This is a genomic window from Nonomuraea sp. NPDC050202 (assembly GCF_040656115.1).
GTDB lineage: Bacteria > Actinomycetota > Actinomycetes > Streptosporangiales > Streptosporangiaceae > Nonomuraea.
The window spans coordinates 200,264-225,158 of sequence record NZ_JBFALF010000015.1; the positions used below are offsets into that span (position 1 = coordinate 200,264).

Here is a 24,895-nt window from a genome sequence, read left to right on the forward strand (position 1 = left end):
ATGACCTCGTGATCGACTGGGCTGCTCCGGTCCTGCCGCGGAGGATTACCGCGGGTGAGCGGCGGGAAGACATTCCACCTCCCCCTGGCGTGCGAAGGGGACCACATGACCACGATCACGGACCAGATCCGCGACCGGGCACAGCGAGATCGGCTCGCCGATGCACTGCTCGACACAGCGCCCCACCTCGGCCACCAGCGGACTGACAGGACCGTGGGCCGACTGGAGCGCTCCAGCGGTTTCCGGCGAGCGAGCAACGGAGGGATCTGACATGTCCAACCACTTCACCGGCCTCAGCCTCGGGCCGCCACTCGGCGACCAGCGCCTCGACCTGTGCGACCTCTACGCCTTCGGCGCACCCGGCGATCCGAGCAGGATCGTTCTCATCCTCAACGCCAATCCCAACGCGGACGCCCTCCACCCTGACGCCGTATACCGCCTGAACATCGACAACGACGGCGATTACCTGACCGACGTCGCATCCAGTTGGGTCTTCAGCCCGCCGGCATCCGACGGCTCTCAGACCTACAGCGTCTTCATGGCAACCGGTGCGGAGTCCCGCAGGCCGGAGGCGGTCGGCACCAAGATCGTGTCGGACGCCGCCGTTTCCTTTGGCCCCCAGGCCAACGTGGTCAGCAGCGGCGGCTACGAGGTGGCCGCCGGTAGCCGCAGTGACGCCTTCTTCTTCGACTTCGACGGAATCAAGAATCTCTTCGACACCAGCGGCAACCGGAATTTCACCGCACCGCACCTGGGCGGGAAGTCCCCGTGGACCGGCGTCGACTCCAACAGCACGGCCAACGTCTTCTCCCTGGCCATCGAACTGCCGGCCGCGGAGCTGGCGCCCAACCCCGAGCTGCACATCTGGGGCCGGTGCAGCGTCCTGCGCGACGGCGAACTCGTCCACGCCGACCGAGCCGGACACCCGTCAATGAGCAGCTTCTTCAACACCGACGACACGAAGGAGGAGTACAACGCCAGCGAGCCGGTCAACGACCGGACCAGGTGGACGGACGAGTTCGTCCACCTGTTGGGCCACACCGGCGGCTACTCGCGTGAGGAGGCGATCACCGCGCTCGACGAGCACGGCCTCCTGCCGGATGTACTGCGCTTCGACCCGTCCAAACCAGCCGCGTACCCTAATGGCCGGACATTCGTGGAAGACGTCATCGACATCCGCGTCGCGTTCCTCACCAAGAACGAGGCCCCGCCCACCGGGCTGACGCCGCACACCGACACCCTGGACCGGTTTCCGTACCTCGGCGACCCGCACCCGGCAGCCACCTCCTGACGTGCGACGTGCGCGCCGATCCGCTCGGCCTCGGTGGGGGCGCCGGTACCGAGGTTGACGGTGATCGTGCCGGAGGGGGTGTTCGACAGGAGATGCTGCTCGTCGAGCACGGCACTGTCGCCACGGCGGACAGCGACGCCGGTCGACGAGCCCATACATGCAGTTCGAAGCCTCACCCACCGATCGCCGGGGATCTCCGCCGTGCCTCATGACCGTGGTCAGCGCAGGATGGTGGTGCCGAGGTCCCACAGACGCCGAGGCGGCCCAGAACATCCAGGCGCAGAACCGGGTACTCAACCTCGAGGTCATCCGCTGGGCCCACCCGCCGGGCAGCGCCCGCAAGGACGGCGTCCCCGCCGACGCCCATCCCGCCGACTCGGCCGGCACCGATCCGCGGTTACCTCAACGCGACTTCGCCTGGCGGCACGACTGGGGCACGCGTCACGACACCGAAGCGAGCTCCACCGGTGTCGTGACGCTGCTCACCACCAGCGGCGACACCCGCGAGGCGTGGATCGCCGCCGGGCAGGCCCTGCAACGGGTCCCGCTGCACGCCTGCGCGCACGGAGTCAGCGCCGCCTTCCACACCCAGGCGCTGGAGATGCACCATCTGCGCGAGTTCCTGCGCCAGGAGCTCTGCTCGGGCCGGTACCCGCAGATGGTCATGCGCCTGGGGATCACGTTCGACCAGCATGCGGCCGTGCGCCGTCCCCTGCCCGATCTGGTGGATTGAGGGCAAGTCTGTACCGCGTCAAACGCAGGGGTCTCGCCCCAAGGACAGGTGGTCAAGGTTTCGGGCTGCAGGCAGGAGCGCTGTGGAGGTGTGGCCGGCGCGGAAGCTCCATCACTGTGACCGTCCGCGTCCCGGCCTCGGTGACGGCCGACCAGGTGCGCCTGTCGATCTCCGACCCGTCCGGCAACGCGCTCGACGTGGCCCGCGTGTACGAGATCGAGGTCGTGCCCCGTGGCTGAGCACCGCTGACCGCCCGCCTCGTGGCGCGGCCGGTGATCGCCATCGTCCCCGCGCCGTCGCGCCGCCAGGGGTGCTCGCCGTGGACGACTTCGCCTTGCGCCGCTCCCGCCGCTACGCCACCCTCGTCATCGACGCGGAGACCCGCCTGCCCGTCGACGCCTGGAACACCCGCGACGCCGAATCCACCGCCGACGACGGCCACACGCCGGCCTGGTGTGAGAGCTGACTTCTGTCATGCGGGACCCGTGACACAGCGCACTGACCTCCGCCGAGCGGAAGGCTCATGCTGGGCGCCATGACCATTCGTCGATTCAGCACGTTCGCCTCGCGGCTGGGAGCCGCGACCCTGGCCGCCGCCCTGCTCGCGGCGGCGGCGGCACCCGCGGCCGCCGCCGAGGACGGCGGCCTCGACCGGCAGCGGCTGCGCCAGACGCTGGACGCCGTGCACGAGGCCGGCATGTACGGCATCTCCTCGAACGTCGCGGACGGCCGGCGGAGCTGGAAGGGCGCCGCGGGCGTCGCCGACGTCGAGACCCGCCGCCCGATGCGGCCCGAGATGGTGCACCGGGCCGGGAGCATCACCAAGTCGTTCGTCGCCGTTGGCGTATTGCAGCAGGTCGCCAAGGGCACGATCGAGCTCGACGCCCCCATCGGCCGCTACCTGCCGGACCTGATCCCGGGTGAGCGCGGGCAGCAGATCACCGTACGCATGCTGCTCAACCACACCAGCCACATCGCCAACCACACCGAGGTGCTCTTCCCGACGGTCGAGAGCCTGGACGCCAACCGCTTCCGCGCCTTCCCGCCGGAGGAGCTGGCGCGGGCGGGGCTCGGCGCCCCCGCGACCGGGCAGCCGGGGGTGACACCCGGGTCGTACTCGAACACGAACTTCGTCATCGCCGGCCTGCTGCTGGAGAAGGTGACGGGCACGAGTGCCGAGCGGTACCTCACCGACCACGTCTTCCGGAAGGCCAGGCTGCGGAACACGTCGTTCCCGCGTACGCCGTACCTGCCTGGGCCGAGCTCCAAGGCGTACGAGGCGCTGTTCGGCTACTTCGACCCGCCCAAGGACTACAGCGTCTACAACATGTCCTGGGCCTGGACGTCGGGTGCGGTCGCCTCGACGATGGAGGACCTCAACCGCTTCTTCCGGCTGCTGCTGCGCGGCGAGCTGCTCGACGCGACTCTGCTCGCCGAGATGCACAAGACCGTGCCCGTCCGGTCGTTGTCGGGCGCCGTGATCGACTACGGTCTGGGGATCTTCCCCCTCGACCTGCCGTGCGGCAGGTTCTGGGGGCACGACGGGAGCATCCCCGGCATGCAGACCTTCGCGTTCTCCGACACCGGCGGCGACCACCAGTTCGCCTTCGGCACCAACCTGCGGAACTACCAGCAGCTCGACGAGAACGGTAGTCCTGTCACGCACGCCATCGACTTCGCGATCGGGAACCACCTGCTGGAGGCGGCGTGCGGGCCTGACGCGGGGGCGGCGACCAGGGCGGCACGGCCGCTCTCGGCGATCGGCGTGGACGGGGGCACGGCCACACCGTGACCGGCGGCGCGGCGCGGGCGGGTCACCGATCGGCGGCCCGCCACAGCGCCGCCGCCCAGAGCTCGCGGGCCATGACGAGGGCCGGAGACGACCTGGACCACTCCGTCGCGCTCGAACGGTCACTGGCCGCTCGATCAGGCACTTTCGCGGCCTGGCCACCCGTCAGGACAAGACCGCCACTTCCTGCGTTGCCGTCGTCACCATGGCCTGCCTCCTGCGCGGGCTGTGATCAAGGCGTGGCTGACCTGCCACCCCCAAGACATCCGAGATCGGATCGCTCACTGGAACGACGACCCGCGGCCATTCGTGTGGAAGAAGACCGCCGGAGAGATCCTCGAAGCCCTCGCCCGAGCTTGCCGACGAATTTCAGCGCAGGACACCAGCGGCCTCTGCTGGAGAACGGCGAGCCGTCGAGGTCGATGGGGGAGATGGATATCGGTGCTTTGAGCTTCGAGTGGTTAGGACGCCGGTTCGTCGGCGCCGGGTGGCTCGAAGAAGTCATGCGGCGAGGGTGGTGGCAGGGTGACCGGTGATGGGCGCAGGCCGTCGATGAGCAGGGCGAGGTAGCGCCTGCGGTCCTCGCCCTGGGGATCTCCGGGGTGGACCGTGGCCAGGTTCATGACGGTGAGCACCGTCAGATCGCGAGGAAGCAGTTCCGGTCGCACCACGCCCGCGTCGATGGCCCGGCGCAGCATGGGTTCGATGGCCTGCACGAAGAGCTGCGTGCTCTCGTTCGCGAACGTCACGAACTCGTGGGCGAGTGAGATGATGACCCGCCGCCGGGCGAGTACCTCGGTGACTGCCTCGAGCATCCCGGTGAGGTCCTGCCACGGGTCGTCGGTGTGTGCCGCTGTGATGGGCTGGAGCTCGGTGGTGAGGACATGGTCGAAGACGGCCCGGACGAGTTGGTCACGCGAGCGGAAGCGGCGGTAGACCGTCATCACGCTCACGTTCGCGCGTGCGGCGATCTCCTCGAGCGTCGCCTGGGGCCCGATCTCCTCGAACGCCAGCACTGCGGCGCCGACGATGCGCTCATGGTTGCGGACTGCGTCGGCTCTCACCAGGTCACCCGTAGCGAGTTCAACCCGTAGACGGTGCTGAAGATCCGGTAGCCGACCTGCTCGTCCGCGAGTGTGAGGTTGGGGAAGCGCCGCAGCAGGGCCGGGAAGGCGATGCGCATCTCCATGCGTGCCAGCGGCGCGCCGAGGCAGTGGTGCACGCCGTGGCCGAAGGCGATGTGTCCGGGGGCGCCCCGGGTGATGTCGAGGGCGTCGGGGTTGTCGATGTGGCCGCCGTCGCGGTTGGCGGCGGGAAGCGAAAGGAGAACCAGCGAACCGGCGGGGATGGCGTGGCCGGCGATCTCCACCTCGGTCGTGGTCGTGCGCGGTGACGGCGAGTGCACGATGGACAGCCAGCGCAGCAGTTCCTCGACGGCGGGCTCGGCCCGCGTCGGATCCTCGCGGATCACGGCGAGCTGGTCCGGGTGTCGCAGCAGGGCCAGGGTGCCCAGGCCGAGCATGTTCGAGGTCGTCTCGTGCCCGGCGAGCAGCAGCAGGGCCGCGATGCCGTTGAGCTCGTCGGTGCTCAGATCGTCGTCGTGCTCGCGCACCAGCATGCCCAGCATGTCCTCGCCCGGGTCGGCCTGTGCGCGGGCGACCAGGCCGGCCATGTAGGCGCGGTTCTCCCGCAGCGCCGCGGTCTGTTCCTCGACCGGCAAGGAGATGTTCAACAGGCGAACGGAACGTTCCTGGAACTCGGCGCGGTCGGCGTACGGCACGCCCAGCAGCTCGCAGATCACCAGCGACGGGACGGGCAACGCGAAGTGCTCCACCAGATCGGCCGGCTTGCCGGCCTGTTCCAGATCGTCCAGCGCCGCCTCGACGATCTCCACGATGCGCGGCTCCAGCCGGCGCATCCGGCGGATGGTGAACTCCGGGGTGAGCATCCGCCGCAACCGGGTGTGCTCCGGCGGGTCGAACGCGAGCAGAAACCCGGCCCGCAGCTTGTCCTGCTCTTCCTGGCTCATCTCACCGGCCGCGGCGAACGGTGTCATGGCGTTGCTGAACCGGGTCGGATCCGAGAGCACCTCGCGCACATCCTCGTGCCGGAGAACCAGGTACGCGGGCTGGCCGAACGGCGTCACCACCTGTACCACACCCTCACCGTCCCGAGCCCGGGCCAGTTCCTCGACCGGGTCGAGTCCGTCCCGCCGCATCTCCAGCGACAACTCCGGCGCCTGCGTCATCGCCCATCCCCTTTCGTGATCAGATTGTTTGGCACAACGTAGCAGATAAGTGAAAGGCGGCCTAACACTTAGAGGTTGTGTAGATCGAAGGTGGAAGTGCCCGACTCGCCGCCGACCACGACCGGGCGCTGCGCGGCATTGCCGAGATCGACGGACAACACGTGAGAATGACCGCAGCTCAACGAACCGGGAACGAAAACCCGCATCCGCGCCGCCATGATTGCCTCCTGCGGGGCGAAAGCCCACCTGGCGGAAAGTGCGACGTCAAGACGCTCGCCGGCGAAGCGGGCGTCGATCGCACCGCCTTCTACGGCACGCGCCCCTACGCTCACTTCCGCGTCGAGTTCAAGCGACGGTTTCAGGCATTGCAGCAAGCCGGAGAGAGCCCCGATCCGCGCGACGCCCGGATCACTCGCCTCAAGACAGAGAACACCAAGCTCAAGGAGCGACTGGCACAGGCGGAGCAGACGATCGATGAACTCACCAACTTCCGCCGCCAGACCCTGACCCAGCTCGCCCCCAGCATGAGCGGCTGAGCAGGAAGGACCTGGAGAAACTGGTATCGAGCCTTCTCGGCAACGCGGCACGACGCGAGGTTGTCCACGTGATGGAGCAGTTCGAGACGTTCCAGGCCTTCCACCGCGAAGGCGTCGAAGGCCCAGACAGTGAGAGCTTCGAGGGCGCGAGGGGCCACCCCCCGGCCTCGGGCATGCGCTGCCGTCCAGTAGCCGACCTCTGCAGATTCCGGATGGGAACCGGTCCGCTTGAGGACCACGTTGGCAGCCAACTGGCCCTCGCCGACCCCGCTTCGACCTTCATATACGGCGAAGCTCAGCCGTTCCCCGGTCGCCCAACCGGATCTTTGGACTTCCAGCCACTGCACCGCATCATCGAAGCTCTCGACAGGGTTCGTCCAACGACGCAGTGTTGGATCACGATAAGCCTCGGCCAACGGCGTTCCGGCCGGCGGCGTCCGGCGCTCGTGGCCCTTCCTGGATGGCCGCGGGCCTTGGCCGTCGGCGAAGTTGCTGGTCCAGGTGGGCCCGGACTCCTGCATGCTTCAGGTCGTAGCGGTCTCGTACTGCGGGCGACCGGTGGTGCGGTAGGTCTGGATCGTCAGCCCCTTCGGGGTGGACTGCAAGTCGACCAACTCGAGTCCTACGTCCGAGCCGGTGGCGGGGAAGAGCCGCGTGCCTTGGCCGACGACCACGGGATAGGTGAGCAGCACGATCTCGTCGACCAGCCGGTGTTTGAGCAGCCAGCGAATCAGGGTGCCACTGCCCCACACTTGCAGCTCACCGCCCGGCTCGGCTCTCAGCTCGCCGATGGCGCCGGCGACGTCACCGGACAGAACGGTCGTGTGCGTCCATTGCGGCTCGGTGAGCGTGGTCGAGGCGACGTACTTGGGCCGCGTGTTCAACGCCTCTCCGACGGGGTTTGACGGATCCATGCCTGCTCCCCAGGAGCCGGCGAAGATCTCGTAGGTCCGCCGACCGAACAGGAACGCGTCGGCGCGCTGGAAGGTCTGGCTGATGAACGTCGAGGTCTCGTCGTCGAGCAGTGGCGGGGCCCATCCGAAGCGCTCGAATCCGCCGCTGCCGTCCTCGTCCGGCGCGCCGACTTCGCGCCGGATCCCTGCATCAATCCGTCGATGTCCCTGCGTCACTCCGTCGACGGAGACGTTCGTGACAGTCGTCAGTTTCATGGTCGCAGTTCCCTTCGCGCGGGGGTCGTCGTTCGGTTCGACCGGACCGCGGCGCCGATCTCATCGGTCGTGCACGGATCTGCCTCGATCCGCACGGCGACAGCCGCACGCTACTGCCGCAGGTTCGCGCGAGGTCGGAAACCCGTCATACCGGCTCACCTGCTCCTCAGGTAGATGCTCGGCCACAAGCCGCGAAACTAAACGATCAACCGCTTGTTACCGGCGCGGTCGATCAGCCGGCTACCGCCAATTTCTGCACTCAGTATCGCGGGCCGGTGCTGATCCGCCGCGAGGGCGACCATGTACGGAAGGTGTGAGTCGGCGGCAGCCGAGGCCACGGCCGCACCGCCGTGGTGCACGTCTGACAGCGGTCGGCAGCGGGGAAGCGCGAGGGTGGGCAGATCGAGAAAGGGCCGTAGCGTTTGCGGGTGACTTCACTGATGCAGACCTACGCCTACCTCCACGAGTCGGCCGTGCACGAGTCGGCGGTGGGCCGCACGCTGGCGCTGGAGACCTCCGGCGGCGCCACCCCGGCCGGCGAGACGGCCAATCCGCGCTTCTTCGAGGGTTTTCTGACCGCGCCGGACGCCGCGGCGGCGGCGCTGCTGACGGTCGCCGACGTCGCGGCCGCCCGCTACTACCAGCCTCGGCCGGCCGGCTCGCTGGACCCGGTGGTCACCGCCGGTGGCGACCCGATGGTGAACTTGCCTCTGTTGAGCACGTGCGGGCCGAAGCGGCTGCGGTCTCGTTGTAACGGCGCTCGAAAGCGATCAGCCGGTCTTCGACCTGGTCAAGGCCGGTGAAGTCGTTGCGTGGGGGCCGTGTGAGCATGGGCCGGCTTCTTCAACCGCCGCCGCTCGCAAGCGGTCAAGGCGATCTGGCGAGCACGAGAGACGGGCACGCGGAACGCTTTCGGTGATCTTACGAGGGGCGCTGCCACTGTGCCCCGAGTTCCACCGCCCCGGGCGCCCAGGCACGCGTGGACTGGCCCGCGCATCTGACGGAGGCGGCCTTCAGGCCCGCCGGGCCCGGCATCGGTGAAACCTCATCCCGCCGGACGGCTCACGGCGGGCGAGGTGTCCATGCGCCAGGCCTGCCGCAGGATGACGGCCAGGCACACCACTTCCACGGCGGCCAGGACCAGGTAGTGGGGTTTCACCGATCCGCCGCCGATGATGAACGCCGCGGTCAGCGGGACCGCCACCAAGGTGACCCGCCGGGCCACCGCCGGTTTCAACACACGCGACAACACCACCATCACGATCGGGATCTCGACCATGACCGCGGATCCCACCAAGAGCAGCGGGGTGATGGGAACGCCCTCGGCATGCCCCGCCATGAGCCCCCGCAGAAACCCGGCGTCCAGGAAACTGAGGACATCCGCGTAGAGCATGGTGAACATGACGACGATCCACAGGGTGGAGAGTCTTGCCCGCACGTCACTCATGTCGGCCTCGGCGCCTTTCTGGGTCGTTGGACGGGGTCCGGGGATTCCCGGCCGGTTCCGCGCGGCTGCCGACGATGACGGAAGCTGCCCGTACCGGTGATGAGAACAGGCTGGCGCGAGGGGCGGGCGCATCGCTACGGCCGCAGGTCGGCGCCCGGATGGCCGAAGGTTGGCGGGACGGAATCTACTTTGGTCGGATTCCGCTGGACCGGGAGCGGCCGTACCCTTTGATCGTGACGACCCCGGCAGGCCTGGACCATCGGATCCTGGTCCCCGCCAGCGCGCTCAGCGGCCCCGAACCCGTCCCGGCGCGCCCGGCCGGACACACCAGGCGCGACCGGGCGGCCGATGTGGCGTTGTTCCTGCTGGCCATCGGCCTCACGGCGCTCGGCGTGGTGGAAGGCCTCGGCCAGCATCCCGCACCGGTGCCGTTCGCGGTGGACGCCGCCCTCGGCGGGCTGAGCTGCCTGGGGGTGTGGCTGCGCCGGCGTTGGCCGGTCGGCTTCGCGGCGGTCGCGGTGGCGTTCAGCGTCTATTCGATGTCGGCCGCGGGGGTGGCGCTGATCGCGCTGTTCACCGTCGCGGCGCACCGGCGCGTGGCGGTGGCCAGCCCGATCGTGGCCGGGTGCGTGCTGGTGCCGTTCCTGACGCCGCTGGTCCGGCCGGACGTCCCGGTGACGCCCTGGTGGCAGGTCCTGCTGGGTTTCGCTTGCATCGCCGCGGTGCTCGCCTGGGGATGTTCGTACGAGCCCGGCGGCAGTCCCTGCGCGAACGGCTGTGCCGTCGAGGCTGGAGAGCCTGGACACGCGCGAGCCTGGCCCGGGGAACGGGTCACCGGCCAGCCGGTCGGCGTTCATGCCACGAAACAGCCGGTACTGCGTGCGCGTGTCGCCCTGGACGACCATCGCGTCGGCGTAGCCACGCCACTCCGCAGATCCTGGACGAGCAGTCCCTGCGTACCGACGGCACGGTCGAGACCGGCACCGTGCGCGGCTACCACGCGCACCGCACGGTGGACGCGCCCGGCGCCGACCCGCTCGACGACGCCTGGTTCGCCGCCCCGAACGACGAGGTCGAACGCCGCCGCGACCCTTCCGGCGGGCACGTCAGGCGGCGTACCCAGACCGTCTACAACGGCCTGCTCGGCACGCCCGAGCGGGTGATCGAGCACGGCTGGACCCACGTCACCGGCGACGAGCGCTGCACGTGGACGGCGCCGGCGGCCAACGTGGCCCTGTGGCTGCTCGACGTCCCGGCCTCGGTGACCCGCTACCCGGGCACCGCGTGCACCGGGGCCGAGGTCAGCCGCGAGGAGTACGCCTACGACGGCGGCGCCTACGGTGCCGCCCCGGCAACCAGGGGCGAGCGCACCGGCTCGCGCGTCAAGCTCACCGCGGCGCCCCCCTGGGCCACCACCACGACCACCTACGACCACCTACGACCGGCTCGGCCGCCAGCACAAGGTCACCGATCCCAACGGGCACGTCACCACGACCGCGCACAGCCCGGCGATCGGCTACCCGATCACCACGACGACCACCAACGCGCTCGGCCACGCCAAGACCACCACCTGGCTGCGCAGCCGCCAGGCGCCCGCCATCGAGACGGACGCGCGCGGCAAGAAGACCGTCATCGGCTACGACGCGCTCGGCCGCATGGAGACCGTGCACCTGCCGACCGAGCAGGGCCCCGGCGCGCCCCCGAGCCACCAGTACGGCTACGACATCGACCCCAACCGCGCGGGCCCGCCCGTGTTGCGCACCCGCGCCGCGGGCACCGGGTACGTGCGAATCCGTTCGGCGATGTGCTCGGCCTGGTCGAGCCCGTCCCAGATGAGGTGCAGCATCGCCCGGGTCCGCTGCCGCTCGTCCCGGGCGTAGATCCGGTACCCGAAGTACGCCGCCGCGATCGCCCGGTGCAGCCTGGCGGTCAGCAGGGTCCGCTCGAAGTACGCATGGAGCTGCTGGAAGTGCTCGGGCGCCAGCGCGCGCCGGGCCCTGGCGATGTCGCGCACCGCGCTTTCGGCCACCCGCACCCCGTGGTCCTTCTCCGTCAGCACATGGCGCAGGTACGTGGGCGGCATGTGGTCGCCCGGCGTCACCCAGCCCCGGTCCAGCACGTACTGCGCCTCCCTGGCCAGTGTGGGATCGGCCTTGCAGGCGGCCGGCGACAGGTGGTCGACCACGTCGAGCCAGAAGTGGAGCCGCTTGTTCACGCCGTGGCGCACATACGTGACGGGCGGCTCGATCCATTTGCCGGACACGCTGCGGTGATAGCTCGAGCAGTACGGCTCGTAGTCGAGCCGGGAGTGGTTGGCGGTGTTCGTCCCGAGACTGTAGAGCACCGAGGTGATGATCTCGTACGACTTCGACAGCGCCGAGGCGACGTCCCGCGCGGCCGCCCGCCCGTAGGCTCTGGCCGCGAACTCCTGATAGATCGTCTCCACGCGGCGTGAACGAGGAGGGGGTGTAGGCTTCCGGGCTCGCGGGCCACGGCAAGCGGCCTGCTCCCGATGCTTTCCTCGCATACCCGGTGAGCGGGCGGCCTGGTGATGCGGTGACGCGGCCTGCGATCACGGCGCGCGGGCGGCTAACGCGGCGTGACCAGGCGGGCCTCGTAGGCGGCGATGACGAGCTGGGCGCGGTCGCGGGCGTTGAGCTTGGCCAGCAGGCGGCCGATATGCGTCTTCACGGTCCCAGGACTCACCTGGAGCTGCGCGCTGAGCTCGGCGTTGGACAGTCCGTGGGCGACGAGGGTGAGCACTTCGCGCTCCCGGTCCGTCAACGTGTCGAGCCCGTGAAAGGGCTGCTGGACCGGCCGCCGTACGAACTCCGCGATCAGCCTGGTGGTGACGGCCGGCGCGAGCAGCGTCTCACCCGACGCCACCACGCGGATCCCCTTCAACAGTTCGTCCGGAGGCGCGTCCTTGAGCAGGAACCCGCTGGCACCCGCCCGCAGCGCCGAATAGACGTACTCGTCGAGGTCGAAGGTGGTCAGGATGAGCACCCGGGTGTCCCCGGCGATCTGCCTGGTCGCGGTGATGCCATCCATCTCGGGCATTCTGACGTCCATGAGCACCACATCGGGTGACTCCGTACGTGCGAGCGCCACCGCCTCCCGCCCGTCGCCCGCCTCCCCGACCACGGTGAGATCGTCCTCCGAATCGATCAGCAAGCGGAAACTGCCGCGCAGGAGCGCCTGATCGTCGGCGATGAGCACCCGAATCACGAGCCTCCCCCTGCCACACCCACCCCTACCAGGCCCGGCCCGGTCCGCGGACGTCCTCTCCGGACCCGCCGACTCCGCTTTTCCCAGCTCACGCTCAAGATCCTCGTCATCACGTCCATCATGGCCGATCCGCGCCTATCGCTCCCACCACGTCGATGCCTTTCGGAACGCCGGCCGTACGTAACTCCATGCGGCACTGTGTCGAATGGCCCCGCCGTCCGCGCACGCCCGCGCCCCGCCGTCCGCGCACGCCCGCGCCCCGCCGTCCGCGCACGCCCGCGCCCCGCCGTCCGCGCACGCCCGCGCCCCCGCCGGAACGCCCGGCGCCGCGCCCGCTCATTCCGTCGAAGTCCCAGGCGGGTCAAGGGATCTCCCATGACGCGTGCACGCCGAACCCCGTTCCCGGGAGCGGGCCGGCCTCGAAGGTGCCGCCGTACAGCAGGGTCCGTTCGCGCATCCCCGCCAGCCCGTGCCCACCTGGCCGCCCCGGCAGTACCCGCTGCCCAGGCCCGTCGTCGACCACGGAGATCCGCAACCTTCCATCGGCGACCGACACGCTGGCCCGGCAGTGGGCGGGAGCGGCGTGCTTGACGACGTTGGTGATCGCCTCCTGGACGATGCGGTAAACGGCCGGCGCCATGCTGTCGGGCACGGTTCCGTCCACCGACAGGTCGACCTGCACACCGGCCTCCGCCGCCTGGCGCGCCAGGGCCGGCAGGTCGGCGAGCCGGGGGAGCGGCGCGCTGTCGGGCGCGCTGCCGGGCTCGCGCAGCACCCCGAGAAGATGGCGCATCTCCGCGAGCGAGCCGCGCCCGATCTCCTCGATGGCCCGCAACGCCCTGCGCCCTTCCTCCGGATGCTTGTCCAGGACCTTGGCCGCCACCCCCGCCTTGACGGTGATCACGCTCATCGAATGGGCGACGACGTCGTGCAGCTCGCGCGCGATCCGCAAGCGCTCGCCGGCCGCTGCCTGCTCGGCCTGCCTCCTGGCCTCGCGGGCGGCGAACTCGCGGCGGGTGCGCGCCGCCGTGCCGAGACTCCAACTCGCTGCGAAGGCCAGCCAGGCCGCACCGACGATGACGACGGGGTCGGGCCAGCCGTTCGCATATCGTGGTGAGCCCGAGATCGAGACCAGCAGCGATCCTCCGTTGACGAGCAGGCCCGACGCCAGGGCGATCGCCGATCGCCGCACCGGCCGGCCCGTCGCCACCGGATAGATGGCCAGGGCCGCCACGGCCGTCGGCATCAGCCGGTTGGCCTGCAGCGCCAGCACGGCAAGGCCGATCAGGAGCGCACCGTAGTAGGCGGGCTCCGGCCATATCCGCCGCACCGCCACGGGCACCGCGAGCAGCCAGCAGAGCGCGGTGGTCACGGCGTTCGTGGCCGGCTCCGGCGGACTCGCCGTGGACGCCAGCACGAGCAGCACCGCGACCATGGTGTCGGCCAGGATGAGCAGCCAGGGCGGAGGCCTTCGGGCGAGCAGATTCACAGCCCGACGTTATCGAGGAACGGCCCGGGCGCGAATCGGAGCACGGGCCGTCGGACCAGGGTCGTACTCCGCCCACGTCCCGCCCGTACCGTATGACCCTGGTCCGACCCCAAAGATCGGATCCGGCTCCGATGTGCGGCCCACCGCCGTGCAGCATCGTTGCCGCCATGAACCGACGCAGACTCATCGCCCTGTGCCTGGCGGCCTGTCTCGCCGTGCCGCTCGGCGGTATCGCGCTGGCCTCGGCGCAGGCCCACGGCCTCGTGTGGAAGGACTGTGGTGACGGCCTGCGATGCGCCGAGCTGGTCGTTCCCGTGGATTGGGCCGATCCTGGCGGGCCGAGAACCTCGGTGCACGTGGCCAAACTGCCCGCGACGGGCAAGAGCATCGGGCCGCTGATCGTCAACTTCGGAGGGCCCGGCACCAGCACGTCGATGCTCAGGCGGAAAAGCCAGCCCGACGCTCAGGCGGAGCTGCCCGGCCTGCTCGATGAGTTGCGGAGGAGCTTCGACGTCATCGCCATCGATCCGCGCGGCCTCGCGGAGCCCGCGAGCGGCGACAAGGTGAGCTGCGCGGAGCCCGACGCCTCCATCTACGGACTGCTCCTGGCCAGGACGAAGCAGGACTGGGACGCCCACGCCGCCAAGAACGCTGCCCATCAGGCGAGCTGCCGCATCATGGCCAGATCGGCCTGGCGCGGGATGACGGCGTGGAACGTAGCGCACGACATCGACGCCCTGCGCGCCGCACTCGACCAGGACAGGCTCGTCTACGCGGGCAACTCCTACGGCACCGTCTACGCCCAGGCCTACCTGGAGCTGTTTCCGCAGCGGGTCGGCCGGATGTACTTCGACGGCACCGCCGATCACACCCAGCAGGAGTTCGAGCCCTGGATACGCAACTACGCGCTCACGCAGGAGCGCCATCTCACCCGCTTCCGCGACTGGTGCGCCCGCCGCACCGACTGCGCCCTTCGCGGTACGGACGCGGGCAAGGCGTGGGATGAGCTCGTCGCCAGGGTGCGCCGCGCGCCACTGCCGGCGTCGGCCGGACGGACGGTGCACGAGGGGCAGCTGTACGCCGGCGCGATCAAAGGCATGAATCCGGCATTCTGGCCCCAGCTCGCCACCGCCATCCGCAAGGCCCTCGATGGCGACGCCGGCGACTTCCTGGAAGAACTGCTCCCGGATGAGGGCGGCGCGTCCGTGAGCCAAGACTCCTTGTGCAACGACTTCATGCCGAAGCTGCCCACGTACGAGGAGTTCCAGGGCATCGAGGCCAGACTCCGTGAGATCGCGCCGAGGATCGGCTGGCTCGAGGGACGCTTCGAGCTCGGTCGGTGCTGGGGGCGCAGCGGGGGCGCCTCCTGGGCGCCGCACCCGCTGCGGGTGAAGGACGCCCCACCGATCCTCTTCGCGATCGGGGAGCTCGACAACAACACCAACTATCGCGGGCAGGCGCACGTGGCCGAGCAGATCGCGTCCGCGCGCGTCCTGTGGCACGGCGACGGCCACGCGTCGTGGGCGCGAAACAGCTGCCTGCGGCGGCACGTCCGCGCCTACCTGACCACAGGGAAGCTGCCTGCCCCGGGCACGCGCTGCCCGGCCGAGATCATTCAGAAGGTGGGGAAATGATCGAGGTCACAGAACTGACAAAGCTGTACGGTTCCACCCGCGCGGTGTCCGGGCTCACCTTCCGCGTCAAGCCCGGGCAGGTCACCGGCTTCCTCGGGCACAACGGCGCCGGCAAGTCCACCACCATGCGCATGATCCTCGGCCTCCACACGCCCACGTCGGGCAAGGCGTTGATCAACGGCGTCCGCAAACAGGACCTGCGCGACCCCATGCGCGAGGTCGGCGCCATGCTCGACGCGGCTGAGGTGCAGGGCGGGCGCAGCGCGTTCGCTCACCTCCAGGCGCTGGCGTACGCGGGCGGGATCGGGCGCCGCAGGGTCGTGGAGGTGCTGGAGGAGGTCGGCCTGGCCGGGGCGGCCCGCAAGCGGATCGCCGGCTACTCCCAGGGGATGCGCCAGCGCCTCGGCATCGCGGCGGCACTGCTCGGTGACCCGGGCGTGCTCATCCTCGACGAGCCGGTCAACGGCCTCGACCCCGACGGCATCCGCTGGCTCAGGACACTGCTCAGATCCCTGGCCGCCGAGGGGCGCACCGTCCTGCTGTCGAGCCATCTGATGACCGAGATGTCCCTCACCGCCGACCGGCTCATCATCATCGGCCAGGGCCGGCTGATCGAGGACGCCTCGATGGCGGACCTGCTGGCCCGTTTCCAGAGCGGCGTACTGGTCCGATCGCCCCACGCGGCCCGCCTGTCCAGGGCACTCGAAGCGGCCGGCGCAACCATCCGCCCCGCTCACGACACCGAAGCCGGTGAGCAACCGGTGCCCGGTCGGCCCGCAGCCGCCGGAGTCGATGCGCGCCCCGTGCGGGACGCCGGCGCCGGAGAGGAACTGCTGGTGACCGGCCTGACCGCGGCCGCCATCGGCGACATCGCCCTGGCGAACGGCTGTGCCGTTCACGAGCTGGTGTCGCGCCGGACATCACTGGAGGAAGCCTTCATGGAGATCACCCAATGAGCAACGTCGTCGCATCGGAATGGCTCAAGCTACGCTCGCTCCGAGCCACCTATTACGTCCTGGCCTCCACGCTCTCGGCCCTTGCGCTCACCGGCTTCGCCGCCTACTCGATCTCGCGCTACTTCGACACCAACGGCCCCGGCGGCGATCCCGTCGGCACGGGTCTCAGCCTCAGCGCCGACATCCCTCCTGTGCTGTTCGGCATGCTGGGTGTGTTCGCCATCTCCGGCGAGTACGCCACCGGCATGATCAGACTCACGCTGACCACGATCCGGAGCCGGTGGACGCTCCTTCTGGCCAAGGCCGCCGTGGTGGCCGCCGTGGCCGCAGTCGCGGGCCAAGTGCTGGCGTTCGCCACCTACTTCACCGCACAGGCCGTGGTGGCCGGGCGTCCGATCGGCGCCTCGTTCGCCGAACATGCGGCCCTGGCCGAGGTGCTGACCACCGGCGCCGGCTCCGCCGTCGCCGCGGTGCTGGGGCTGGGCCTGGCGACGGTCCTGCGGTCGACACCGGGAGCGCTCATCGCGCTGGTCGTCCTCCCGCTGTCCCCGATCGTGCTCGAGCGCTTCCTTTCCGCTCCGTGGAACGACTGGATCAGCTCCCTGACGATTCCGTCACTGGCCAGGCAACTGGCCGCCGTGCCCGACGCGGGAGCCTTCGGTCCCTCAACGGCCGCCGTCATCCTAGTGGGTTACGTCGTGGTGTCCCTCCTGCTGGCAACCCTGGCGATCAACCACCGCGACGCATGACCGGACACTTATGGACTTTCAAGAGCCAGCTGGACCTGGAACGCCACGGCGGCCGTACCCCCTGACGGCGTCATCATTCGCGTGCTGACCCGCATCCTCGCGCTGACCAGCGTGATCTGGCCCAACGACAAGACCGGCCAGCCGATCAAGCGGTCCCTGATCGCCTTGACCACAAACCGTGGCCAGACCCCTTGGCATCAATCAGCTAGGACAATTTCGTGCCTGAGCGTCTTCGCCTCACCCCTGGGGTTGGACAAAGGTCACAGACCATGACCACCGTCTGTCGTTGGCCAGCTGGGCGGTGGGTGGGCAGTTCCTTCGGAGTAGGCCCGCCCCGCAGCAGAAGATCTCACACGCCGGTCAGGTCATCCGGTGCCACCAGCACCGGGATCGGCCAGCGTCACCATCGTCTCGAGCAGCGTCGTGTATACAGTGCCGGGTTCAGCGGACTCCTCCCAGCTCGACTCTTCCTCGGCCGCCGGACTGGTTTCCGCCGCCGGAAGGAACAGCCACCACAGGTTGTGCCAAGGGTCAAGGAACCGGGCGATGCCGTACCCGCCGTAGAAGGGAGACACCGGAGTGACAACGGTCGCACCGCGTTCGACCGCTCTGCGCATCGTCTCCTCGGGGTCGGCGACGTACACCTGGGTCAGGGCCGGGGTGAACGGCCAGCCGGCCTTACGGTCAGCGACCATGAGCAACGAGTTGCCGATCTTGACCTCGGCGTGGATCAGCGTTCCGTCTCCGGCGTAGAAGTCAGGGGTGCGGGCTTCCTCCCGCTCGGTCCCGTCAAAGACAGCGACGAGGAAGTCGATGAAAGGGGCGGCTCCGTCGACGACAACGAATCCGTTGACGGTGTTCTCACCCCGGGGTTCGGGATCTCGCTTGGTCATCTCCATGCCGCGAGGCTAGAGATGATTGCGGTCAGCTTTCTGCCGCAATAGCGGCCCAGGAGACGTCCTGCCGGGTTCAGCTCGTCGGCTTGGATCGTCTCTGCAGCGGCCGGCTTGGCCCGGTCAGGACCGGTGACGGTGTCCAGGCCGGCCCAGCGCCCCCTCAACTGCGGGAGCACACTCATCGTCCCACCGCGAGCCCAGGAGCGCTGCTTCACCGACGTCGTTACCGAACCTTCGTGTGTTCCCGATGACTTCGGCGCCGTCCGAACGGGCGTGAAGCTCCGCATGGGTCAGCTCGTGCGAGGCGATCACGGGATCGACGCCGCGCGGGGACGGTATCACCGACCGGTTGAGCACGGCGATGCCGCGTTCCCGGTCGCCGCCGATCCTCCGGTAGTGCACCGGCCCGCCCGAACGCGGAGGGTCTCCACGCTGGAGTGCCGTCCGCCGGGGCCTTGCGGTCGCGGACGGCTGTCGGCTACCGGTGCGCTGCCAGGAACGGCAGGACGACGCCGGCCATCTCGTCGGGTACCTCCTCGGCGAGGTCGTGGCCGGCGTCGAAGACGTGACCGGTCACGTCGTGGGCCATGAGCCGCATCTGCGACTCGTTGCGGTCGCCGATGAACGCCGAACCGCCGAGCGCCAGCACCGGGATGTCCAGCTTCTGCTGCGCGGCCTGCCGATTCTGCTCGGCGTCGACGAGCATCGCCCGGTAGATCGAGAGCATCGCCCGGATGCCGCCGGGCATGGAGTAGCAGCGCACATACTCGTCGATCGCGTCGGGGGTCGCGCTGTCCGGGCGGCTGCGCTCGAACTTGATCATGTAGGTGATCAGCTCGCGCTCATGTCCGGCGATCAGCATCTCGGGTACGTCCGGCTGGAAGTAGAAGCCCAGATGCCACAGATGCATGCCGCTGGAGACGTTCTCGGCGGTGAGCGCGGTGTGGTCCTCGAAGCCGAACCCGGGGAACAGCGCCTCGGCGAACACGAGGGCGGTGACGTGATCGCGGTGCCGGGCGGCGAGCTGGTAGCCGATCACCGCTCCCCAGTCCTCGCCGATCACGGCGTAGCTCTCGTGGCCGAGTTCGCTCATCAGCGCGGCGATGTCGTCGCTCATCGTCGCGGAGTCGTATCCGCTCGCGGGCCGGGCGGAGTCGCCGAGGCCACGCAGGTCGGGGACGACGACGGTGTAGTGGGGCGTCAGCTTCGGGACGAGGTGGCGCCAGTGGTAACCGGTCTTGGGCACGCCGTGCAGCAGCACCACCGCCGGCCCGGAGCCGGCCGTCCGATAGTGCAGGCTCGTGCCGTTGACGGCGGCGCGGCCGGTGCGGACGGGTGTTCGGTCATGGTCGAACATGGGGGACTCCATATTGTGGATCGCTTGATACAGATTGCGGGCATGAAAAATCAATCGAGGGCGGCGAGCGCCACCTCCACGAGCGGCTCGAGGGCGCGAGCGTCCGGCGTGATCTTCGCGGACACCAGCAGGCCATGGAGAAAGGTGACGAGGAACGCGGCGAGCGTGTGCGGGTCGTGCCGCGCCGCGATCTCGCCCCGTTCCGCCGCGACCCGCAGCACCTCGGCAATGGCGTCCCGGCTGGCGTCCTGCATGTCGCGCACGACGCGCCTGGTCGACGCGTCCTGCGGCAGGCGCTCACAGGCGGCGTTGACCGCCAGGCAGCCCCGGCCTTCGTGCTCGACGGCGATACGGACCCGCTCGGCCAGCATCGTACGGATCGCCGAGCGGGCATCTGCTCCCTCCTGCAGACTGCGCAGGGCGTCCGCCGCGAGCGTGACGCGGTAGTGCTCCAGCGCGGCCCGGTAGAGGCCGTCCTTGTCGCCGAAGGCCGCGTACAAGGACCCCTGCCCGAGCCCCAGGAGCTGGGTCAGATCGCGCACGGTGGTCGCCTCGTAGCCGCGCGTCCAGAACAGCTCCATCGCGCGGCTCACCGCCGCCTCGGTGTCGAACTCCCGGGTCCTTGCCATGTCCCCACTCTAGCGTATCTGGATCGTGCGTTCAAAAAAGCTTCCTTGCCACCGGCCGAGCCGGGCGGTGGCGGAGGCGGAGAAGAGCTCGTACGTGGCGAGCGTCATCGGGTCTCGGACGCGGATCTACGGTGCCCCGCAGGGTCGGCGAGGGCTCTCCTGGCTGCTCAGCCGGGCTGGACGGTGCCGAGTCCGGACGGGGTGTGCCAGGGCTGGTGATGCCTTCCTGCTGCCTAGCGGGGTGTCGCGAGGATGTCCCGGAGCACGTCCTCCATCGTGACGCGGGCCAGCTCGGCTCTCAGTGTCTCCTCGATGCCCCGGTAGATGCCCTGCATCGCCGGCTGGATGCCGTAGCCCACCACGCACCCCTGATCCGGGGTGGCGCGGTGCATCGCGAACAGCGGGCCGGGCTCCACCGCGTCGTACACGTCGAGCAGAGTGATCGACTCCAGCTCGCGCGCCAGCGACCAGCCGGCGCCCACGCCGCGCCGGGACTCCACGAGCCCCGCCTTGCGCAGCTCGCCGAGCAGCCGCCTGATCACCACGGGGTTGGTGTTCGCGCTGGTCGCGATCTGCTCGGACGTGGCCACCTCATGACCCTGGCGCTGGTAGAGGCTGATCCAGGCCATCGCGTGAGCGGCGATGGTCAACCTGCTGTTGGCGCTCACGATCTCCTCCCCTCGGCCGTAACTCACCATGTTACGACCGTCCAGTCGTAACAACAAAAGTTGCGACATGTCGTCGTAACAACTAGCGTTACGACTATTGAAGGATCGAACAGCGAGGTGGGAACAATGAACAAACCGCTCACTGGCAAGGTCGCCCTGGTCACCGGAGGGTCCCGCGGACTGGGAGCCGCCACCGTCAGGCTCCTGGCCGAGCAGGGCGCCGACGTCGGGTTCACCTACGTCAACTCGGAGAAGCAGGCACAGGCCGTCGTCGACGAGGTGCGCGGCACGGGCGCGAAGGTCGCGGCCTTCCGGTCCGACCAGGCGGACACGAGCGGGGCGCCGGCGCTGATCGACGAGGTGGTCGCGCACTTCGGCGGCCTGGACATCCTCGTCAACAACGCGGCGATCTCGGTTGCCGGTACGGTGGACGACCCGGACGCCGACACCGCCGCGCTGGACCGCATGCACACCACGAACTACCTCGGCGTGATCGCGATCATCCGGGCCGCCTCCCGGGCTCTACGTACGGACGGCCGCATCATCACGGTGAGCTCGGGACTGGGCACCCGGGTCGGCCTCCCCGGCCTCGCCGACTACTCGGCGACCAAGGCCGGGATCGAGCGATACACCATGGGCGTCGCCCGCGACCTCGGACCCCGGAACATCACGGCCAACGTGGTGGAAGCCGGACTGATGGAGGGCGGGATGGAAACCCACCCCGAGACCCTCAAGGCGCTGCTCAGCACGCTGTCGCTGCAGCGCAAGGGCCATCCGCAGGAGATCGCCGCCGCGATCGCCTTCCTGGCGAGCCCCGCCGCCTCGTACGTCACGGGCGCGGTGCTGGACGCCCACGGTGGCTACAACGCCTGACCCGAAGGCCGTTCCCGTGGGCGGGCCATCGCCGCCGTAGGCGGAGGCCGGCTCGGTGGTGGCTGAACCATCCGATCAGCCCACACAGGGTGACACCGCCCGCGACGCGCCCCGCAAGGAGCGCAGCAGGCCATGTCGCGTGCGTTTCGCCCGCGCTTAGCTGGTCTTGGCCACCGGCACAGCATCGGCCGTCACCCTGGCCTCCACCACGCTGACCGGACCGGCCCACGCCGCCACCGGTTCGACCGTGGAAGCGTCCGCCGAGAACCGAGGATTCGTCGAGAACGTATTCGACATACTGCTGGGCAAGAACCCGATACCCGCCAGTCCGCCGCCGGCCCCGTCCTCGTACCGGGCCAACACGGATAAACCCCTGCCCCCTACGACGCCTACACCGGAGCCGGAGGGGTTCAGCCGGGGTGGGGACGTCCATGAGCAACACCAGCTCGTTGGGCAGTTCCTGGCCGTTGCCGGGAGGGGCGTCGGCCGGGACCGCGCGGAAGGACACTCGCTGGCGCAGATCGGGCACGCGCAGGTGGCCGTCGTCGGCGACAAGCAGGCCGGACACGTCCACCCTGCTCCAGCACCCTGCTCCAGGTCCAACCCTGGCGGCGGCTCCACACCCACTTGAAGACGACGGTGTTGGGGATGAAGCGGCGGCCGTTCTCGGCGGTCACCTCGGCCGTCTTGCTGCCGGGGGCGCTGCCCGGCCCGGTCACCGCCGTACGGCGATCGGCGACGGCCCCCCGCTCCGGATTCGTCCACAGCGCTCAGGGCTTCAGCCCGGGGATGAAACGGACCATCCCGCGAAGCGGGACAAGTACCGCTGTTTCGCTGTCAAGGTGAAACGGCGTCCCGGCTCGGACGGGCCGGTAGTTCGCCTCGTTCGTGGTCGAGGTGGCCGCCGGCCCGCTCGTGGCCACCGGCGCGGAGGTAGGGATCGATCTGGGGCGTCGCATCTCGCGGTGCTGTCGGACGGCCGGAAGATCACCTCGCCCACCGCATGACACCATGCGGCACAGGCTGAATCCCCGGCATTCGCTCCGGGGAGCGCGTCAACACGCCGACATCGAGACCCGACCTCGACGCGCCTCGGCAACGCCGACGGCTATGCCGGCCTCGATGGCTTGTGTGATCATGCACGACAATGCGGATCATGGTTCTCGCACGCACCGTTCAGGGAAAGGTCCAGGGCCGGATCGAGGACGGGACCGCGGTGTTCCGCAGCATCCCGTTCGCCCGGCCGCCCGTGGGACCGCTCCGCTTCGCGGCCCCGGGCCCGCCCGAGCCGTGGGACGGGACCCGGCAGGCGCTGTCGTTCGGCCCGCCACCCCCGCAGGCGGGGCTGCCGCGGTCCAGTGACGACTGGCTGACCGTCAACGTCTGGTCGCCCGATCCCGGCGGGTCGGGCCTGCCGGTGATGGTGTTCGTGTACGGCGGGTCTCACCTGCGGGGCACGGCGTCGAACCCACCCTGGCCGCGGGCGTGCCGGAGGGCGGTCGGGTGCTGGAGATCGGCACCGGCGTGGGAGTGGGGCCGGCCTGGCTGGTCAGCGGCCTGCTCCCGCGGACGGACGCGACGGTGACCACGATCGAGCACGATCCCGACCGGGCCGGGCCGGCGGCGCGACTCCCGGCCGGATTTCGGACCTCCACGTGGGGGGATGCATTGGAGTTGCTGCCGAAGCTGGGGACGTACGATCCGGTCTTCGCGAACGCGGCCACCATCGCCATCCACGTCAACGAAGGGACATCCCCCGGATGAGCACCGACAAGCGGCCTGACCCCGGGCATCCGATCAGAGCGCCTGCCGGGGTGCCGACGATCGCCCCAGGGAGCAACGTGGCCACCCGGCATCACCTCATACGATGGTCATCTTGCACCCAGGCCGCCGAACGGCCGGACGAACGCGATCCCCCGGCCCACGTCGGGGAGTCGTTCGACACCCTGGAAGACCATGACCATCTCGTCCTGACCCCTCTACGCGAGGTCGTCGACGGCCAGGCGCACCGGCGGCGCCCAGCCAGGCCGGGCGCGGGCGGGATCCGGTTCGGGCAGATCGGACCTGGACCAGCAACCCCGAGGAATGCACCCGCATGACAACCAGTGCTCAGCAGCTGATCGAAACGGCAGGTCTCGCACCGCTGGCCGGCCCGTTCGACTGGGAACAGGTCGAGCACCGGCTCGGGGCGCCCGTGCCGCAGGACTACCGCAAGCTTCTCGACGCGGGAGGCGGCGGACTCTGGCTGAACTCCTTGAGGCTCTACGTTCCGGCGCCCGGGCCCGGTCTCAAGCACGTCGATCTCGAGCGGTCGGGGCTGGAGTTCGAACAGCTCCAAGACCTGTTCGAGGACGAGGTCGTGGAACCGCCCGACGATCTCGCCCCTGATTCCAGGCTGCTGCCCTGGGCCTCGGCCGGCACGGGGGTCACGCTCTATTGGCAGGTCTCACCCGAGGCGGCAGCTGATTCGTACCCGATCCGGGTCTCGGACCGGAACGGCGACGTGTGGGAGAGGTACGACCTGCTCACCACCGACCTTCTCCTGGGAGTCGTCCAGGGCGAGGTGCACAGTGAGCTGCTCAACGAGTCGTGGATGGAACGCGACGTGCTCTTCAAGCCCTACGCCGGCGAGTAGAACGATTCGGCCATCGCGTTGACGCCAGCAGACCTCGGTGCGGCCGACCGAGCGTCGGATGTCCAGGCCTGCTGGAGGACAGGCAACTGTCCACCCGCACCTGCAGCGTCACCGCCAAGAGCTGGCCGAACAGCTCCGGCGCATCGACGCCGCGCACCAGGCCGCGCAACGCAAGCTGGCCGCGCAGCACTTCATCCAGCTCGAACAGCACCGCCACAGACTGGATCGGGTGGTGCGGAACGCGACGGACGTCCTGGCGAAGGTGCGCTCCCAGGACGCTGGTACCCCTGAATGAGAAAGGCGGAGAAGGGCGGTGAGAAAGTAAGCGCCGTTCGAGTAGGGGAGAGCTGTTCACCTCATCGCCTTGTTCAGCGTTGGCTGACCAGTCGGTGGCGGCGCCATCGTCGGCCCGGTGAGGGCCCTGGCGTCGGCGAGCATGCCGGTGTCGAGGAATTCGTGATCGGTCACTGTGCTGTCGCCGGTTCCGGTAGGTTGTGCGCCCGCCGGTAGGCCATTGGAGGCAGACCCACGTGGGTGTTCCTGGTGCTACACCTGCCCACCCGAATGA

28 protein-coding genes and 1 pseudogene are annotated in these 24,895 nt (G+C 69.5%); 17 read left to right on the top strand and 12 right to left on the bottom strand.

Annotated elements, in window-relative coordinates:
- Positions 1-105: 105 nt before the first annotated feature.
- The 6 genes from AB0I79_RS33680 (at position 106) to AB0I79_RS33705 (ending at position 3,816) form a co-directional block, all read left to right on the top strand.
- Complete coding sequence (locus AB0I79_RS33680) at positions 106-270, top strand: hypothetical protein (RefSeq protein WP_357881747.1); 165 nt, start codon at positions 106-108, stop codon at positions 268-270.
- A gap of 1 nt (position 271) precedes the next feature.
- A complete protein-coding gene (locus AB0I79_RS33685) occupies positions 272-1,291 on the top strand; it encodes a DUF4331 family protein (protein WP_357881749.1) in 1,020 nt (339 codons plus the stop codon).
- Positions 1,292-1,499: 208 nt separating this feature from the next.
- A complete protein-coding gene (locus AB0I79_RS33690; protein ID WP_357881751.1) occupies positions 1,500-2,024 on the top strand; it encodes a hypothetical protein in 525 nt (174 codons plus the stop codon).
- 116 nt (positions 2,025-2,140) lie between these two features.
- Positions 2,141-2,263 carry a hypothetical protein gene (locus tag AB0I79_RS33695; protein ID WP_357881918.1) on the top strand — a complete coding sequence of 41 codons (123 nt, stop codon included), beginning with the start codon at positions 2,141-2,143 and terminating at the stop codon, positions 2,261-2,263.
- 80 nt (positions 2,264-2,343) lie between these two features.
- Positions 2,344-2,490 (top strand): hypothetical protein, encoded by a 147-nt coding sequence (locus tag AB0I79_RS33700; RefSeq protein WP_357881921.1) that lies wholly within the window; start codon positions 2,344-2,346, stop codon positions 2,488-2,490.
- Between the two features lie 69 nt (positions 2,491-2,559).
- Entirely contained in the window at positions 2,560-3,816 is a 1,257-nt protein-coding gene (locus tag AB0I79_RS33705; protein WP_357881754.1) for a serine hydrolase domain-containing protein, read from the top strand.
- A 458-nt stretch (positions 3,817-4,274) separates the two neighbouring features.
- Here the strand turns inward: AB0I79_RS33705 and AB0I79_RS33710 are convergent, their stop codons facing one another.
- Together AB0I79_RS33710 and AB0I79_RS33715 are read right to left on the bottom strand one after the other, a co-directional pair.
- The gene (locus AB0I79_RS33710) at positions 4,275-4,877 is read right to left on the bottom strand and encodes a TetR/AcrR family transcriptional regulator (RefSeq protein ID WP_357881756.1); all 603 of its coding nucleotides are present in this window, start codon (positions 4,875-4,877) and stop codon (positions 4,275-4,277) included.
- Positions 4,874-6,061: a cytochrome P450 gene (locus AB0I79_RS33715; RefSeq protein WP_357881758.1), complete on the bottom strand. Its 1,188-nt coding sequence runs from the start codon at positions 6,059-6,061 to the stop codon at positions 4,874-4,876. Before AB0I79_RS33715 ends, AB0I79_RS33710 begins: the two co-directional genes overlap by 4 nt.
- 167 nt (positions 6,062-6,228) lie before the next feature.
- On the opposite strand from AB0I79_RS33715, the gene AB0I79_RS33720 reads away from it, so the two are divergent.
- Positions 6,229-6,597 carry a hypothetical protein gene (locus AB0I79_RS33720; RefSeq protein WP_357881923.1) on the top strand — a complete coding sequence of 123 codons (369 nt, stop codon included), beginning with the start codon at positions 6,229-6,231 and terminating at the stop codon, positions 6,595-6,597.
- Positions 6,598-6,635: 38 nt separating this feature from the next.
- Here AB0I79_RS33720 and AB0I79_RS33725 read toward each other — a convergent pair.
- Together AB0I79_RS33725 and AB0I79_RS33730 are read right to left on the bottom strand one after the other, a co-directional pair.
- A pseudogene (locus AB0I79_RS33725) lies at positions 6,636-7,118 on the bottom strand (GNAT family N-acetyltransferase); the annotation flags it as partial.
- A 3-nt stretch (positions 7,119-7,121) separates the two neighbouring features.
- Positions 7,122-7,766, bottom strand: a complete 645-nt coding sequence (locus tag AB0I79_RS33730) for a dihydrofolate reductase family protein (protein WP_357881761.1) — start codon at positions 7,764-7,766, stop codon at positions 7,122-7,124.
- A gap of 428 nt (positions 7,767-8,194) precedes the next feature.
- On the opposite strand from AB0I79_RS33730, the gene AB0I79_RS33735 reads away from it, so the two are divergent.
- Positions 8,195-8,569 carry a hypothetical protein gene (locus AB0I79_RS33735; RefSeq protein ID WP_357881764.1) on the top strand — a complete coding sequence of 125 codons (375 nt, stop codon included), beginning with the start codon at positions 8,195-8,197 and terminating at the stop codon, positions 8,567-8,569.
- Between the two features lie 242 nt (positions 8,570-8,811).
- On the opposite strand, the gene AB0I79_RS33740 is transcribed toward AB0I79_RS33735, so the two are convergent.
- Positions 8,812-9,213 (bottom strand): DUF6326 family protein, encoded by a 402-nt coding sequence (locus AB0I79_RS33740; RefSeq protein WP_357881767.1) that lies wholly within the window; start codon positions 9,211-9,213, stop codon positions 8,812-8,814.
- A gap of 233 nt (positions 9,214-9,446) precedes the next feature.
- Here AB0I79_RS33740 and AB0I79_RS33745 point away from each other — a divergent pair, with 233 nt between their 5' ends.
- Positions 9,447-10,376, top strand: a complete 930-nt coding sequence (locus AB0I79_RS33745; RefSeq protein WP_357881770.1) for a hypothetical protein — start codon at positions 9,447-9,449, stop codon at positions 10,374-10,376.
- A gap of 554 nt (positions 10,377-10,930) precedes the next feature.
- On the opposite strand, the gene AB0I79_RS33750 is transcribed toward AB0I79_RS33745, so the two are convergent.
- The 3 genes from AB0I79_RS33750 to AB0I79_RS33760 form a co-directional block, all read right to left on the bottom strand.
- Positions 10,931-11,659, bottom strand: coding sequence for a hypothetical protein (locus tag AB0I79_RS33750; protein WP_357881773.1), 729 nt, complete (start codon positions 11,657-11,659; stop codon positions 10,931-10,933).
- A gap of 143 nt (positions 11,660-11,802) precedes the next feature.
- On the bottom strand, positions 11,803-12,441 hold the full coding sequence (locus AB0I79_RS33755) for a response regulator transcription factor (RefSeq protein WP_357881775.1): 639 nt from the start codon (positions 12,439-12,441) through the stop codon (positions 11,803-11,805).
- Between the two features lie 361 nt (positions 12,442-12,802).
- On the bottom strand, positions 12,803-13,930 hold the full coding sequence (locus AB0I79_RS33760; RefSeq protein ID WP_357881778.1) for a sensor histidine kinase: 1,128 nt from the start codon (positions 13,928-13,930) through the stop codon (positions 12,803-12,805).
- 167 nt (positions 13,931-14,097) lie between these two features.
- Between AB0I79_RS33760 and AB0I79_RS33765 the strand changes: the two genes are divergently transcribed.
- From AB0I79_RS33765 to AB0I79_RS33775, 3 genes are read left to right on the top strand one after another with little or no spacing between them, the layout of a single operon-like run.
- Entirely contained in the window at positions 14,098-15,564 is a 1,467-nt protein-coding gene (locus AB0I79_RS33765) for an alpha/beta hydrolase (RefSeq protein ID WP_357881780.1), read from the top strand.
- Complete coding sequence (locus AB0I79_RS33770; protein WP_357881783.1) at positions 15,561-16,520, top strand: ATP-binding cassette domain-containing protein; 960 nt, start codon at positions 15,561-15,563, stop codon at positions 16,518-16,520. The genes AB0I79_RS33765 and AB0I79_RS33770 overlap by 4 nt, the downstream gene beginning before the upstream one ends.
- Positions 16,517-17,269, top strand: a complete 753-nt coding sequence (locus AB0I79_RS33775) for an ABC transporter permease subunit (RefSeq protein ID WP_357881786.1) — start codon at positions 16,517-16,519, stop codon at positions 17,267-17,269. Before AB0I79_RS33770 ends, AB0I79_RS33775 begins: the two co-directional genes overlap by 4 nt.
- A 365-nt stretch (positions 17,270-17,634) precedes the next feature.
- Here the strand turns inward: AB0I79_RS33775 and AB0I79_RS33780 are convergent, their stop codons facing one another.
- The 4 genes from AB0I79_RS33780 to AB0I79_RS33795 all read right to left on the bottom strand — a co-directional run bounded on the left by AB0I79_RS33780 (position 17,635) and on the right by AB0I79_RS33795 (position 20,819).
- A complete protein-coding gene (locus AB0I79_RS33780; protein WP_357881789.1) occupies positions 17,635-18,168 on the bottom strand; it encodes a VOC family protein in 534 nt (177 codons plus the stop codon).
- Positions 18,169-18,643: 475 nt separating this feature from the next.
- Positions 18,644-19,522 (bottom strand): alpha/beta fold hydrolase, encoded by an 879-nt coding sequence (locus AB0I79_RS33785; RefSeq protein WP_357881792.1) that lies wholly within the window; start codon positions 19,520-19,522, stop codon positions 18,644-18,646.
- A 50-nt stretch (positions 19,523-19,572) separates the two neighbouring features.
- Positions 19,573-20,151 carry a helix-turn-helix domain-containing protein gene (locus tag AB0I79_RS33790; RefSeq protein WP_357881795.1) on the bottom strand — a complete coding sequence of 193 codons (579 nt, stop codon included), beginning with the start codon at positions 20,149-20,151 and terminating at the stop codon, positions 19,573-19,575.
- Between the two features lie 233 nt (positions 20,152-20,384).
- Positions 20,385-20,819 carry an Rrf2 family transcriptional regulator gene (locus AB0I79_RS33795; RefSeq protein WP_357881798.1) on the bottom strand — a complete coding sequence of 145 codons (435 nt, stop codon included), beginning with the start codon at positions 20,817-20,819 and terminating at the stop codon, positions 20,385-20,387.
- A 126-nt stretch (positions 20,820-20,945) separates the two neighbouring features.
- Between AB0I79_RS33795 and AB0I79_RS33800 the strand changes: the two genes are divergently transcribed.
- The 5 genes from AB0I79_RS33800 to AB0I79_RS33820 all read left to right on the top strand — a co-directional run bounded on the left by AB0I79_RS33800 (position 20,946) and on the right by AB0I79_RS33820 (position 24,622).
- Entirely contained in the window at positions 20,946-21,692 is a 747-nt protein-coding gene (locus tag AB0I79_RS33800) for an SDR family oxidoreductase (protein ID WP_357881801.1), read from the top strand.
- Positions 21,693-22,848: 1,156 nt separating this feature from the next.
- Positions 22,849-23,277, top strand: coding sequence for a carboxylesterase family protein (locus tag AB0I79_RS33805; RefSeq protein WP_357881804.1), 429 nt, complete (start codon positions 22,849-22,851; stop codon positions 23,275-23,277).
- Positions 23,178-23,456, top strand: coding sequence for a hypothetical protein (locus AB0I79_RS33810; protein WP_357881926.1), 279 nt, complete (start codon positions 23,178-23,180; stop codon positions 23,454-23,456). Before AB0I79_RS33805 ends, AB0I79_RS33810 begins: the two co-directional genes overlap by 100 nt.
- Positions 23,457-23,787: 331 nt before the next feature.
- The gene (locus tag AB0I79_RS33815; protein WP_357881807.1) at positions 23,788-24,327 is read left to right on the top strand and encodes a hypothetical protein; all 540 of its coding nucleotides are present in this window, start codon (positions 23,788-23,790) and stop codon (positions 24,325-24,327) included.
- A gap of 58 nt (positions 24,328-24,385) precedes the next feature.
- Complete coding sequence (locus AB0I79_RS33820) at positions 24,386-24,622, top strand: hypothetical protein (protein ID WP_357881810.1); 237 nt, start codon at positions 24,386-24,388, stop codon at positions 24,620-24,622.
- Positions 24,623-24,895 lie beyond the last annotated feature (273 nt).